General features: G+C 32.2%; 11 protein-coding genes. 2 read left to right on the forward strand and 9 right to left on the reverse strand.

The features are described from left to right. Nucleotides 1–11 precede the first annotated feature (11 nt). Together ACFQ1Q_RS10260 and miaA are read left to right on the forward strand one after the other, a co-directional pair. Entirely contained in the window at nt 12–893 is an 882-nt protein-coding gene (locus ACFQ1Q_RS10260; RefSeq protein ID WP_386130852.1) for an ion transporter, read from the forward strand. Continuing rightward, nucleotides 844–1,794: a tRNA (adenosine(37)-N6)-dimethylallyltransferase MiaA gene (miaA, locus tag ACFQ1Q_RS10265; protein WP_386130855.1), complete on the forward strand. Its 951-nt coding sequence runs from the start codon at nt 844–846 to the stop codon at nt 1,792–1,794. The genes ACFQ1Q_RS10260 and miaA overlap by 50 nt, the downstream gene beginning before the upstream one ends. Nucleotides 1,795–1,826: 32 nt before the next feature. Here the strand turns inward: miaA and ACFQ1Q_RS10270 are convergent, their stop codons facing one another. The 9 genes from ACFQ1Q_RS10270 to recN form a co-directional block, all read right to left on the reverse strand. Continuing rightward, a complete protein-coding gene (locus ACFQ1Q_RS10270) occupies nt 1,827–2,531 on the reverse strand; it encodes a response regulator transcription factor (RefSeq protein ID WP_132706073.1) in 705 nt (234 codons plus the stop codon). Between the two features lie 4 nt (nt 2,532–2,535). Beyond that, a complete protein-coding gene (locus ACFQ1Q_RS10275) occupies nt 2,536–4,110 on the reverse strand; it encodes a sensor histidine kinase (protein ID WP_386130859.1) in 1,575 nt (524 codons plus the stop codon). A gap of 75 nt (nt 4,111–4,185) precedes the next feature. Further along, nucleotides 4,186–4,794, reverse strand: a complete 609-nt coding sequence (gene coaE / locus ACFQ1Q_RS10280; protein WP_386130862.1) for a dephospho-CoA kinase — start codon at nt 4,792–4,794, stop codon at nt 4,186–4,188. Next, nucleotides 4,791–5,663, reverse strand: a complete 873-nt coding sequence (locus tag ACFQ1Q_RS10285) for a CdaR family protein (protein WP_386130864.1) — start codon at nt 5,661–5,663, stop codon at nt 4,791–4,793. Before ACFQ1Q_RS10285 ends, coaE begins: the two co-directional genes overlap by 4 nt. A gap of 89 nt (nt 5,664–5,752) precedes the next feature. Continuing rightward, the gene (locus ACFQ1Q_RS10290; protein ID WP_386130985.1) at nt 5,753–6,757 is read right to left on the reverse strand and encodes a glycosyltransferase; all 1,005 of its coding nucleotides are present in this window, start codon (nt 6,755–6,757) and stop codon (nt 5,753–5,755) included. A 63-nt stretch (nt 6,758–6,820) separates the two neighbouring features. Then, nucleotides 6,821–8,557 carry an FG-GAP-like repeat-containing protein gene (locus ACFQ1Q_RS10295; protein WP_386130866.1) on the reverse strand — a complete coding sequence of 579 codons (1,737 nt, stop codon included), beginning with the start codon at nt 8,555–8,557 and terminating at the stop codon, nt 6,821–6,823. Between the two features lie 89 nt (nt 8,558–8,646). After that, nucleotides 8,647–11,088 carry a T9SS type A sorting domain-containing protein gene (locus tag ACFQ1Q_RS10300; RefSeq protein WP_386130869.1) on the reverse strand — a complete coding sequence of 814 codons (2,442 nt, stop codon included), beginning with the start codon at nt 11,086–11,088 and terminating at the stop codon, nt 8,647–8,649. 168 nt (nt 11,089–11,256) lie between these two features. Continuing rightward, nucleotides 11,257–12,075 carry an enoyl-ACP reductase FabI gene (locus ACFQ1Q_RS10305; protein ID WP_386130872.1) on the reverse strand — a complete coding sequence of 273 codons (819 nt, stop codon included), beginning with the start codon at nt 12,073–12,075 and terminating at the stop codon, nt 11,257–11,259. A 132-nt stretch (nt 12,076–12,207) separates the two neighbouring features. Further along, nucleotides 12,208–13,860: a DNA repair protein RecN gene (recN, locus tag ACFQ1Q_RS10310; protein WP_386130875.1), complete on the reverse strand. Its 1,653-nt coding sequence runs from the start codon at nt 13,858–13,860 to the stop codon at nt 12,208–12,210. Nucleotides 13,861–13,882 lie beyond the last annotated feature (22 nt).

Below are 13,882 nucleotides of genomic sequence, written 5' to 3' on the forward strand. Positions count from 1 at the left end.
AACTTTAAATTGTGGAAACTACCAAAAAACATAATTGGCGAACAAAAGTTCATGAAATAATTTATGAAGCCGACACACCTGCTGGAAAATTATTTGATATTGTATTACTCATATTAATTATTGCGAGTATTATATTGGTAATGCTAGAAAGCGTCAATAGTATAGACGAAAAATATCATAAATTACTTCTTATCGGAGAATGGTTTGTTACCATATTTTTTACCATTGAATACATTTTGAGAATTGTCAGCGTAAAAAAACCAACAAAATATATTTTTAGCATGTTTGGTATCATCGATTTTTTGTCGACTATACCAATGTATATTGCTTATTTTTTTGTTGGCGGAGCACAAGCGCTAGTTGTTTTAAGGGCATTAAGATTACTAAGAGTTTTTAGAATTTTAAAATTAGCACGCTATTTAGGTGCATCAAACCAATTAAAAAATTCTATAATTGCTAGTCGAGTTAAAATCTTGGTTTTTCTTTTTGCGGTGATGGTATCATCAGTTGTATTTGGTACTATCATGTACTTGGTAGAAGGCGAAGCTAACGGCTTTACAAACATACCTAAAAGCGTTTATTGGTGTATAGTAACATTAACAACAGTTGGTTTTGGAGATATAGCACCACAAACTGCATTAGGCCAGTTTATAACGACAATAATTATGGTTTTGGGTTACGGAATCATTGCCGTACCTACAGGAATTGTATCTGCTGAATATGCAAGAGCTGTCACAGATGACAAAAAAAATGAAGATAATGCTACTGAAACAGAACCGATAATTACTATTGTCCCTATCAATACTCAAAGTTGCTCCTCTTGTTTAGCAGAAAAACACTTAGATGGCGCAAAATATTGTTATAAATGTGGCGAAGGGTTGCATCATGAGTAAGTTACTTATATCTATCGTAGGACCAACAGGAATTGGTAAAACAGCGCTTAGCATAAAATTAGCCAAACATTTTAATACTGAAATTATTTCATCAGATTCTCGTCAGTTTTTTAATGAAATGGAAATCGGTACTGCGGTACCATCAAAAGAAGAATTAGCAGCAGCGCCACATCATTTTATTCAGCATATATCTATAAAAGAGCCTTATAGTGTTGGTCAGTTCGAAAAAGAAGCTATCGCTAAATTAGATGAATTATATAAGTCGCATGATACCGTAATAATGGTTGGTGGTTCTGGTTTATATAGCAATGCTATTATACATGGACTAGATGATTTTCCTAAAATTTCAGAAGAAATTAGAGATCAATTGAATGCTAAATTGAAGACTGATGGTCTAGAACCATTACAGTTTCAATTACTAGCATTAGACCCAAAATCTTACAATACTATTGCCATTGACAACCCAAAAAGAGTGATAAGGGCTTTAGAGGTTTGTATTGGTTCGGGCAAGCCCTATTCCAGCTTTTTGGCTAAGGAAAAACCAAAGCGAATTTTTGAAACTATACAAATAGGTCTTAATGCGGATAGGAAAATTATATATGACAGAATTAATCGTCGTGTAGATATTATGGTAGAAAATGGCCTCATAGAGGAAGTAAAATCACTTTTACCTTATAAGAATTTAAATGCCCTAAATACTGTTGGTTACAAAGAACTTTTTAGATATTTTGAAGGCGAAGGGACCTTGGATTTTGCAATTTCAGAGATTAAAAAAAATACGAGGCGTTTTGCTAAGCGTCAACTCACTTGGTATAGAAAGGATGAATCTATAAAATGGTTTGATTATTTAGATGATGTTGACGATGTAATTGACTATATAAAAATGAAAAAGCCAGCATAATAGCTGGCTTTAATATATACTAAGAGTATCATTTATTTGTTAATCACAAGTCTGAAACCTTCGCCATGAATATTCAAAATTTCTACATTTGGGTCTGGTTTTAGATATTTACGCAACTTTGCAATATAAACATCCATACTTCGAGAAGTAAAATAATTATCGTCTCTCCAAATTTTTGTTAATGCTAGTTCACGCGGCATTAAATCATTTTCATGTAAAGCCAATAAACGCAATAATTCGTTTTCTTTTGGTGATAATTTTTCTGGTTCTCCTCCATCAAAAGATAAAAATCTTAGTTTAGAGTTAAGATGAAATCTACCAATTTCAAATTCAAATTGTTTACTATCTGCAACACTATCTGTAGCTTTACGCTGCATGATGGCTTTAATTTTCATTAATAGTACTTCACTATCAAATGGCTTGTTGAGATAATCATCTGCACCTACCTTATACCCTTTAAGCACGTCTTCTTTCATAGCTTTCGCTGTTAGGAATACGATTGGCACATCAGTATTTTTTTCTCTAATTTCTTTGGCTAAGGTAAAGCCATCTTTGTAAGGCATCATTACATCAAGAATACAAAGGTCATAATCGTCCTTTTTGAATTTCTCAAAACCTTCCATACCATTTTTGGCATGAACAACATCAAAATCGTTCATGATTAAATAGTCCTTTAAAACTGTTCCAAAATTTGGATCATCTTCTACTAAAAGTATTTTCTTATTTTGTTCTTCCATAGTATTATGATATTAATGGTAGCCTAATTATAAAGGTGCTACCCTTTCCTTTTTCGCTTTCTACTGATATATGACCTTGATGGTCGTCTATTATTCTTTTTACGTAAGCTAATCCTAATCCGTGCCCTTTAACGTTATGTACATTTCCAGTATGTTCTCTATAGAACTTTTCGAAAACACGTTTTTGAACTTGCTTTGACATGCCATTTCCTTGATCAGCTATTCTTAATTGAATGCTATTTCCCACGTTTTCTGTGTAAACATCAATCTTTGGTTTATCATCTGAATATTTAATAGCGTTATCTAAAACATTTACGATAACATTTGTAAAATGAGTCTCGTTAGCTAATATTGATGACTTCTCAGCCTCTAGATGCAAATTGATATATCCTTTTCTATCTTCAACAATTAATTCAACATGCGTAACAGCGTCCTCTATTAAGTCGTGAAGCTCATGGTGTTCCTTACTTATATTAAGCTCATTTTTTTCGAGCTTAGAGATTCTAAGTACATTTTCTACTTGCGCATGCATTCGTTTATTTTCTTCCTTTATCATGCCCAAATAGCGAAGTACTTTTTCTCTATCTTCAATTATTTTTGGATTTCTGATTGAATCTAATGCCAAATTTATGGTTGCAATTGGCGTTTTAAACTCATGCGTCATATTGTTTATAAAATCCGTTTTTATCTGAGATATTTGACGTTGCTTAATTAATTGATAAATAGCACTTGTATAAGCAATTATAATAACACTTGTAAAAATTATCGACAATACAATCATCCACAAAATGGTTGATAGTAAAAACTTGCTACGGTCCGGAAAATCTACCCAAAGATTAAAACTGCTTTCGTCATTATTATCTAAAAAAATTGGAATTCCGTAAGAATTTTCAGTTTTTTCGAAATAATCACTACGTATATTTGTTGATAAATCATCATCATAAATAGCATATTCAAAATCGATATCTACACCTTGGTTTTTTAAATTTTTGTTTAAAAAACTTTCTATTAAATCTTTATTTACCCTTTTGTTAATAGGATAATCGTAAGAACTTACAAGTGATTTAAAAGCATCTCTATAAAGAAAACTTTTAGTATCATCACTCATTTCATCATATTCCTTTATTTGGGATACGCGTTCTACTGAACCATTCTCAAAAGGTGTTTTTTTATAGACTTCTGTTATTTTCTGATTTCGGTATTTACTAAAATCTGTACTATCTGCATCTATTTCAAAGAACAACGATGGCACTCTATAACGCTCCTCTAAAATAATGTTTTGGTGTACAATGGTTTGTTCATTTTCATCATCATCAAAAGATACAATTAAACTCTGAACGGCAGTAGAGTCTGGTACATTATTCTCAGACAAATACTGTCTCATGATGTCTAAATAATTACGGTATTCGTAATCATCTATTTGCTTAGACACAAGACTTAAAGAGCGTTTGACGTTCAGCGAAAATTGCTGACGTCTATCTTCTATACTTTGATTAATGAAATAAGACTGAACGAATATTATACCTATGAGTGAAAGACTCATGAGTACTACCAATAACACGAAAAGCTTTTTGTTCATCAAAACAAATTTAACATTTTAACATTTAGCAGAAATTGTGTTTAACCTTACATTAACACAAATGTTAAAATTTTACTACTTGATTTTACTTAGTAATTGATTGTGGATTCTTAATGCTTGGGCTTTGGCGGTTTCGAGATGATTGTTTTCTATAACAAAATCTGATTTTTTTATTTTCTCTGCATCTGACCATTGGTTATTAATAATGGCCATAACTGACTGACGAGAAACATCATCGCGCTTAATGACGCGCCTTATACGTTCTTCTTCGGTTGCAACAACAGATATGATATAATCGTATTGGTTTTGTAGATTATTTTCGAATATTATTGCTACTTCCTTTAAAATATAGGGTGCATTTTGTTTTTTTAACCATCTTTGAAAGTGCGAACCAACTTTTGGGTGTACAATAGCATTCATTTTTTGAAGAAGCTCCTTATTTTTAAATATTTGATTTCTTAAAAAGGGTTTATTTAATGTGTCTTTTTTATAGGCCTCTTCTCCAAAAAGTTCCTTTAATTTTCGTTTGATTATTTTTGAACGATTCATTAATAACTTTGCTTCAAAATCCGCGTGGTATACTGGTATTCCTAATTCTTCAAAATATTTTGCAATAGTCGTTTTGCCACTTCCAATTCCGCCAGTTATACCTACGATTGTATGTTTTTTGATGTCGTGTGTCATTTGGAAATTATAAATTCAATACTGTTTTGGAATAATCGGGCATTTTTTACCTTATCAGAAACTTTTTTAATTTCTAAATTTAAACTGTTTTGGTCACTGTCTGAAATTTTTGAAAAATCGGCAACAACTTCAAAATCTTCTGGTTTTATAGATTTATAACTTTCGATGTCGACATAATAAATTAATTCTACTTGCTTAGGGAAAATTTTAATATTAGTGTTTTCAGGAACATTTATTTTTTTTATTGGTAACAAAACTTTTCCTTCTGTAAATCGTTTTACTACTGCAGTTACCTCCAATGTTTCAGGAACTATTTTTAGATTTTTATTATCGTTTGATATTGCGATAGTTTGATTAATGTTTGAATTAACATCCTTTAAAATCAATGACTTTGTTTTAATGGAAGAAATTTTATCGATAAGAGTTTTAGAACCAATAATTTTCACAGAATCTTGAGATAATTTCAAATCCTTAATCAAATCAAAACCTTCAGTAAAACTGATATTTTTTTCTATTTCAACAGGGATATTTTTTGATGCCAAAACATCAAAATCAATAAATAAGGTATCTGGCTTTACAGAAAGAATATTGACTGATTTTCCAAATACTTGTTTTAATTCGTATTTTCTATTTTCAATGTCCCAAAATAAACGGTTGCCTTTTTTTGAAACATCGGACTGTGCATCAATAGTAATAGTTTCTGAAGGACTAAATAAATAATTAAACAAGATAAAACCTTTTGCTTCTAAAACTACTTTAGCAGAAAGTAATGAATCATTTAAAACAACGACATTGTCATCTAAATTGTACAAACTAACTTGCAGTGTTACAGTTTTTGTAAAAGACTGAGAGAGTTTTGTTAATATCAAAAAAAAGAATGCTGCTGCCAGAAAAAAAGAAAAAAGCTTTACATTTCTTTTTTTTAAGAATTTAAATCGGTTCTTGTTATTTTTTAATTTCATTTAAAAAACAATTTAGGAAAAATTGCTTCAATTGGCTTTTTTGATAAACTTAATTTTACAGTTGAACTTAAAAAACCACTGCCATAGCCATAAAATTGAATTGCAACAGCAACTAAACTCATGATTGCAATTTGTAAGCTTTTAGTGGTAATAAATGCACTTAATAATATGAGGGAAAAATAAAAACCATAAAACATCAAAAGATAAAAATTACCGAAAAAAAATAAGCAAATAGCTAAGATGAATCCAATTAAAAACAAAGAAGGAAACCAATATGTTATTTTTTTAGATTCTGGATGCCATTTATTAAGTATTGGTCTTACTTTTCCAAATTTATTGACTTGGGTATAAAACTTTTTCCATGATATTCTTCTTTTATGGTACACAAAAGCATTTTTTATAAGTGTTGTATTGAATCCTTTTTTTTGCAATCGCAATACTAAATCTGGATCTTCTCCAGGATGAATTTTACCAAAACCGCCTATAGCTTCAAAAGCTTCTTTAGATAATCCTAAGTTAAAACTACGTGGTTGAAAATCATCAACAGCTTCACTTCCACCTCTAATACCGCCGGTAGTTAAAAATGATGTCATTGAAAAGTTAATTGCCTTTTGTAGCGCGCTGAAAGATTTATGGGCCGCATCTGGACCACCAAAGCAATGAAAAAACTTTTTTTGAAGGTAGTTATCGACCTCAACCAAATAATTTGATGGTAAAATTACATCGGAATCTAAAACAATAAAATAATTGCCATTTGCTCGCTGCATACCAAAATTACGAGACGCACCAGGACCAGAATTAGGTTTAAAATAGTATGAAATATTTAGTTTTGAGCTAAACTGATTTACAACAACTTCTGAAGGTTCTATTGATCCGTCTTCTACAATTACAATTTCGTACTTAAAACCACCTTTTAATTCTAAAAAACTTGTAAGAAGCTCTTTAATCTCTATAGGACGATTATAAACGGGAATAATGAAAGAATAACTTAGCTTATGCATCATTGCACAAAGGTAAGTAAAGGCAACAGAATAAATAACTAATCAAATGATTTGTACAAATATCTACTCTTTAATAAATTTTAAAGTTTTGATATTCTGCTCAGATGAAACAGTAATAAAATAAGTACCAGCAGCGATAAATGAAACATCAGTGGTCACGCTATTAGAATTGAAATATTTTTTATCAATACTTTGACCTAAAATATTTAAAATTTCTATACTTTTTATTTTTTCATTTGCTGTAACTAAAAGCCAGTCATTAGCTGGATTTGGATGAATTTTTAGATTTAATTTATCGAAGGTTTCTGTACTTAACGTCGATGAGCTGCCTTCTACGATGTTTAAGGTTTGATTTGCAGATACATTAAAAAAAGTATCAACAATACCACTTAACCAAGTAACCTTTACGTAATCTACAGTCATATTTGTCCCTAATCCAAAAAATTCTTTAAATGAATTTTGTGAAATATAGCCTTCTCCATTACATACATATCGGTATTGCTTATTCCCATTAATAGAAATTTCTATTATCGAGCCAACTCCATCTTTATTACTAGCTGTTCCTTCTAATGAAATCGTTAAAAAATTATTGGAATTTTCAGTTTTGTTAATCCATAGATTTGGCGCTATATTTTCATTATTAATGACGGCAATATCTACTTTTCCATCATTATTAGCGTCTCCTATTGCTGAACCATGACTTTCATTGTCATTATTTACAAAACCAATATTTTCTGGAGAAGAAAAAGTTTCTAATGTGTCATTTTGATAAAATCCATATGATTGTCGTTCATCAGGTGAAGTAAAAATACAGCTGACATATAAATCTAAATCCATGTCGTTATCTGCATCCAAAAAATTAGAACCCCAGCACCAACCATCTAAAAGAGTTGATGTTTCCTCTGAAACATCGTCAAAATATTGTCCATTTACATTTTTTAATAATACACTACCTAATGTGGGAGTTGCCAAATCGTTAGGTGTATTGGTTATATAAATATCAAAATAACCGTCATTATTATAATCATCTATAGTTACAGACATGGCATCAACTACTATACCTGTTGAAGTAATAACACTTACATCTTCAAAAGTTAAATCACCATTATTTTTATAGAGAATATTTGAGCCGTTTTTATCATTGATAACATAAATATCTTGAAATCCATCATTATTATAGTCAAAAAAACTTGCACCAAAGGTTAGTCTAGGCAGTTGAGAAAGACCAGCAAGATTTGTAATATTAGAAAAGGTTCCGTCGCAATTATTTCTAAAAATATAATTTGTTATACCCGTCGCAAGTGTTCTATTAGAAATAAACAAATCTAGACATGAATCGTTGTCGATATCACCCCAAGAAACACTAAAAGATTCCACATCATCGGTAAATAAACCCGAAGAAATAGTAACGTCTGTGAAAAGAAAATTTGCATCTTGTCTATAAAGCCGATTACCTTGTTCATCACTTACAACAAATAAATCTTTATCTCCGTCATTATCATAATCTACCCAAGACACAGAACGAGTTTTATATGTAATAGCTGGAGAAATAACTCGCTGTTCTCTAAAAATATCCCCTAGGTTTTCATAAAATCTTAATTCAGCTCCATTCCCGGAAGGAAATGTTAAGTCGTCCAAGCCATCACCATTATAATCGGCAAAACTTAAACCGTTTCCATTCCCATCATATAGGGTTTGTGCAGTTACTAACCTAGACGTTGCTTCATCTTCAAATAATAATTGTGAAAAAGCCAAATTAGAAAACAGAAACACTAATAAGAAAATGATTTTTGTTGACATTATAAAACGAACTTAATTGTTTATTTTAAAGGATTAAAGAAAATAAAAGCCACCAAATTGGTGGCTTTTAAAGGTATTTTTATTAATAATTATTGTTTAATAACACGTACAGTTTCTGTGTTTCCTAAAATAGACACCGTTGCAAAATAAGCTCCTGTGTTTAAATTAGACATATCAACTGTTGCACTAACGCTGTTAGGAGATAATCTTAACACCTCTTGACCAAGCATATTGTACATTACTACAGTATCAATATTTTGCTGAGCGTCTAATGTTAATGTATTCTTAACTGGATTTGGATAGTATTTAAATCCTAATTCAGAATCAAAATCATTAGTAGACAAGGACATTGTAGAAGGTGTAAAACTAAATGCTCCTGAAGCTCGCGTTGTACCTGTACCGTCGTCAGTAATTCGGATATAATAAGTGCTTCCGTCAGTTAAACCTGTTGCACCAGCATTACAGCTTACCTCTGTACCAGAACAATCGCTGTAAATAGCATATTGGAAACCAGGAGTTAAACTATTGACATAAATTTCTCCTGTTGCATCTGCAACTGCAGAATACCAAACATCTCTAATATTTCCAGTAAAGCAAGTACCTGTTACGTTAGAATCTGTTGCTCCTGTATTGCTAGCCGAAACTTCGTTACCAAAAGTAACAGCTTCTGCGTCAGCACAATCGTCGTTAGAGATAACAGAAGTAACAGTTATAATAATATCACCCGCGTCAGCATCATCATCTGTAGTTACACCAAAAGCAGGTCCAAAACTTACATTGTATGCAGATGCTGCTATATAATATGTTCCGGCAGGAAAATCTGCAGCTAGTAATTCACTCAATAAACCACCAGATGCTGCATCATCGTTAGAACCTAAAAGCACTCCGCCTTCGCTATAAATTCCTATTTCAGAATCACCTATAGTACTTGTTAATGTATTAAAAGAAAAATCACATCCTTCTGCAACTACAACCAATTCAACCCATGTTACTTCCCCAATTACATAAGTATTTGTAAACGAATCTGACTCACCACAACTATTTATTGTAATTGTACCAATTGTTGATGGCGGTGCAATAGGCGCAGTTGTAAAACTCCATTCTGGACAACCAGTCGCTGAACCACCTAAATTTTCTGGCACTACTTGCCAATAATATGTTGTTCCGCCCTCAATACCAGTAATAGGTTCAGAAACATTCGGTGTTACTCCTAATGAGGTTAAATTACCAGACTCTGTTCCTAAAAATATCTCATATCCAGACGGTGCGTCACCAGTTGAAGGTGCTGTCCAAGAAAAAGTAACTTCATTAGTAGATGCATCTACACCTGTCTCACCATCCAAAGGTGTTATTGGTGCTTCTGCACAATTTGGTGGTGGAGGTGGTGTAAATTCTTCTAAACAAAATTCTACAGTATTTCCAGCAGTATCATCCCATATATGAATCAAATAATCATTAGATACAGTCATGCCTAAAATTATACCATCTACGTTATTCAAACAGCCCACTTGAACTAAAGACCCACATGTTCCTGCCTCATATACAGCTATGCCAGGTAATCCTGTTCCACTGGTAAAGTTTAAACCAACTGAAGTTGCTGTCCAAGTATACCAAACACCAAAATTCCCAGATGCATCGCAACTAGGTGTATCACTATCTGCATCATTTGAGGCAGTAACTAAATTCAAACTATTATTGGCCGCACAATTTCCTTGGGTAAACATTGAAAATGAGCTTGTATAAGGAGTAGCGCCAGAACATTCATCATTTACTGGAGGTGGACCATCTGTTGTAGTAAATGATGTGGAAACCCATTCACTATTATCTCCTGGTCCACAATTAGCACGTAACCAAAAAGTATAATCAGTTGATACTGTTAAACCAGTAGCTGCAAAACTTGTAGTCATAATAGTAGTTCCAGAAGTTGGTTCTGGATCCGATGAAGGTAATAGGGCATATTCCCAACTTGTTTCACCACTAGCACCAGCCATCCAAGAGAAGTCTGCTGTAGTGTCTTCGTTCATTGACGTTAAATTTTCAGGAAGTAAACATGTCGGTGCAGCTATCACCGTAGTATTCATAGTAAATGTCGTAGAACCTTCTATGAAATCTGACATTACAATATAGTAAGTTGTTCCTGCTGTTAGCGAAGGAGTTGTTACTGACAAATCTGCCATAGATGTACTATTTGTATCTGAGGCAATACAAGTAGGTGAAGAATCTGGACAGTTATCAATGACAAATACACCATACCAATTACTAGTCAAATCTGTAACTAAAATATCAAGTGTTTCGCCAGTTTCAGTAGCTGTGTAAGCAAACCAATACTCTTGGTCGTTATAATTAGTACTACAAGGATTAACTTCTGGAGCGGTATTACTATCCGAGAAGCTGCCGGGACTATTACCTGTCGTGTCCCCAACTTGAGCTACTCCAGGTGTTAGTGTTACTGCTGTAGCACAAGTATCTTGACTATACGATTGCCAACAGAATATTGATAACAATAAAGTTAAAAAAGTAATTTTTTTCATAAATGTTGAATTATTAATTAGAACTTTAAAATTATGTTAATTTTTTAAACATTTGCTTAAAATTTAACGTATTCGATAAAAAGCGAATTATTTCGATAAAATTTATCAAAAAAAAGTCACTGCTTTGAACAGTGACTTATAATAGATTAAATGCTAATTTTTTCGTTTTTACTCCTTCTCTACAAAAGCTTCCATAACAGCATCACTAACACCCATGTTGCTAAATCCGCCATCGTTAAATAAGTTTTGTAGCGTCACACGCTTTGTTAAATCACTAAATAAAGTTACAGTGTAGTTTGCACAATCTAGTGCTGTTGCATTACCGAGTGGTGACATTTTTTCGGCATAGGCTATAAAACCATCAAAACCTTTTACGCCTTGACCTGCTGTTGTTGGTGTTGGTGATTGCGAAATGGTATTAACACGTACTTTTTTATCTCTTCCAAAGAAATAGCCAAAACTACGCGCAATACTTTCTAAATAGGCTTTGTTATCTGCCATATCGTTATAATCTGGGAAGACACGTTGTGCTGCCATATAAGTTAATGCGACTATACTTCCCCATTCGTTCATGGCATCATTTTTATACAACGCAGACATTACTTTATGAAAAGACATTGCGGATACATCTGTTCCTTTTTGTGTCCAATCGTATTTTTGGTCTGTGTAAGCTCTTCCTTTTCTAACATTAACAGACATACCTATTGAGTGGAGTACAAAATCAATTTTACCTCCCAAAATTTCCATAGATTTTTCTACTAAATTTTGTAAGTCTTCTTCTGAAGTAGCATCTGCAGGAATTATTTGCGAACCTGTTTTTTCTGCTAATTCGTTAATTTGCCCCATACGCATTGCAATTGGCGCATTGGTTAAAACAAATTCTCCACCTTCTTCGTGCACACGTTCTGCTGTTTTCCATGCAATGGAGTTAGGGTCTAAAGCGCCAAAAATGATTCCTTTTTTTCCTTTTAATAAGTTATATGACATAATGTTTGGTTGTTATAATATTGATTGTAAGTTTTGTTTTAAAATTTAATTCAAAGATAGTATAATTATGTTTTTATAGTTAAAAAGCTTTTTTAACTAAACTTAAATTAAAAACCTTTTTACAAACATTGTTTAATTCAACAATTGTTTAGCATGCGCAATAGCAGATTCTGTAATGTTTGAGCCGCCAAGCATTTGTGCTAATTCAACAATGCGCTCATCTTGAGATAATAAACGCATTTGCGTTTGGGTTACATTATTAGTATCTGTTTTATAAACTTTATAATGCCAATTACCTTTTGAGGCAATCTGCGGTAAATGTGTAATAGAAAAGACCTGCATATTTTTGCTCATGTCCTTCATTATATCTCCCATTTTATTTGAAATTTCTCCTGAAACACCAGTATCAATTTCATCAAACATTATCGTAGGAAGCTTTATGTGCTTAGCCAAAATTGATTTTATAGCAAGCATAATACGAGATAACTCTCCACCAGAAGCAGATTTCTTTAGCTCTGTAAAATTTCCGCCTTTATTGGCCATAAACAAAAACTGAAGCTCATCCATGCCATTAATTTTGAAGCCGTCTGTTAATCGAAATTGAATATCAAATCTGGCATTAGACATACCTAATTGCGTTAAAATATCTTGAAGTTTTTTTGTGAATTTCGGCGTGACTTCAACTCTTTTTTTATTTAATTCTGTAGCTATAGATTTCAACTTTTCTTCTGAAGCATTTATTTTAGTTTGAAGCACATTAATATCTGAGTCTAAATTTTCTGAAACAGAAATTTTCTCTGACAGCTCTTCTCTTATTGCTATTAATTCTGAAACTTCTGAAACGGAATGCTTCTTCAATAAATTATTTAAAATTAAAAGCTTTTGATTTACTTTATCTAAAGTGCTTGGGTCGGATGTTAATTCGCCTTCAAGATTATCTAATTCAATTAAAATATCATCTAATTCAATCGCTGTACTTTCAATACGTTGTTGAATGGCTTCGTATTGTTTTCCAAAGTTTGAAATATTAGTAAACTGTCGTTTTATTTCAGCCAAACGGTCAACAACACCAATCTCCTCGGCATTTAATAAGGAAATAGAATAGCTTATGGTTTCATTAATTGTCTCTACATTACTAAGTTGCTCATAGGTTTCTTCAAGCTCTTGTAATTCGCCATCTATCAAATTCGCCTCTGTTAATTCATTTAACAAGAACAAATTATAGTCATATTCCTTTTTAGCATCAATAGCAAAATCTTGTATTTGTTTTAATTCTTGTTTTAAGCTTTTGTAATTATTAAGCTCTGTATTATAATTTTCTAATTGCTTTTCATTTTTTGCCAACGCATCAATAACCCTAAATTGAAATTGGTCATCTACCAACTGTAAAGTTTGATGCTGTGAATGAATATCTAGCAAATGAACACTTAGCTGGTTTAAGCTATCTAGAGTTACAGGTGTGTCGTTTACAAAAGCCCTAGACTTACCAGATGGCAAAATCTCTCGCCTAATTATAGTTTGTGGGTCGTAGTCTAAATCTGCATTTTTAAAGACAGATTTTAAACTATAACCAGCAATATCAAAAACAGCTTCAATCACACATTTTTTTGAAGTATCTTTTACTTGACTGATGTCTGCGCGTTTTCCCAAAACTAGAGACAGACCACCTAAAAGAATAGATTTACCAGCACCAGTTTCTCCAGTAATTATGGAAAATCCGTTGTTAAAACCGACTTCTAAAAAATCGATTAGGGCGTAGTTAGTTATACTTAGCGAAGTTATCAATGCAGAATAGATTATACATACA

Source organism: Winogradskyella litorisediminis (assembly GCF_042675765.1).
Taxonomy (GTDB): Bacteria; Bacteroidota; Bacteroidia; order Flavobacteriales; family Flavobacteriaceae; genus Winogradskyella; species Winogradskyella litorisediminis.

Bases quoted from the DNA above. Each gene is read 5' to 3' on its own strand.
- miaA (WP_386130855.1), top strand. From the start codon at position 844: ATGGCGCAAAATATTGTTATAAATGTGGCGAAGGGTTGCATCATGAGT.
- ACFQ1Q_RS10270 (WP_132706073.1), bottom strand. From the start codon at position 2,531: ATGGAAGAACAAAATAAGAAAATACTTTTAGTAGAAGATGATCCAAAT.
- ACFQ1Q_RS10275 (WP_386130859.1), bottom strand. From the start codon at position 4,110: ATGAACAAAAAGCTTTTCGTGTTATTGGTAGTACTCATGAGTCTTTCA.
- coaE (WP_386130862.1), bottom strand. From the start codon at position 4,794: ATGACACACGACATCAAAAAACATACAATCGTAGGTATAACTGGCGGA.
- ACFQ1Q_RS10290 (WP_386130985.1), bottom strand. From the start codon at position 6,757: ATGCATAAGCTAAGTTATTCTTTCATTATTCCCGTTTATAATCGTCCT.
- ACFQ1Q_RS10295 (WP_386130866.1), bottom strand. From the start codon at position 8,557: ATGTCAACAAAAATCATTTTCTTATTAGTGTTTCTGTTTTCTAATTTG.
- ACFQ1Q_RS10300 (WP_386130869.1), bottom strand. From the start codon at position 11,088: ATGAAAAAAATTACTTTTTTAACTTTATTGTTATCAATATTCTGTTGG.
- ACFQ1Q_RS10305 (WP_386130872.1), bottom strand. From the start codon at position 12,075: ATGTCATATAACTTATTAAAAGGAAAAAAAGGAATCATTTTTGGCGCT.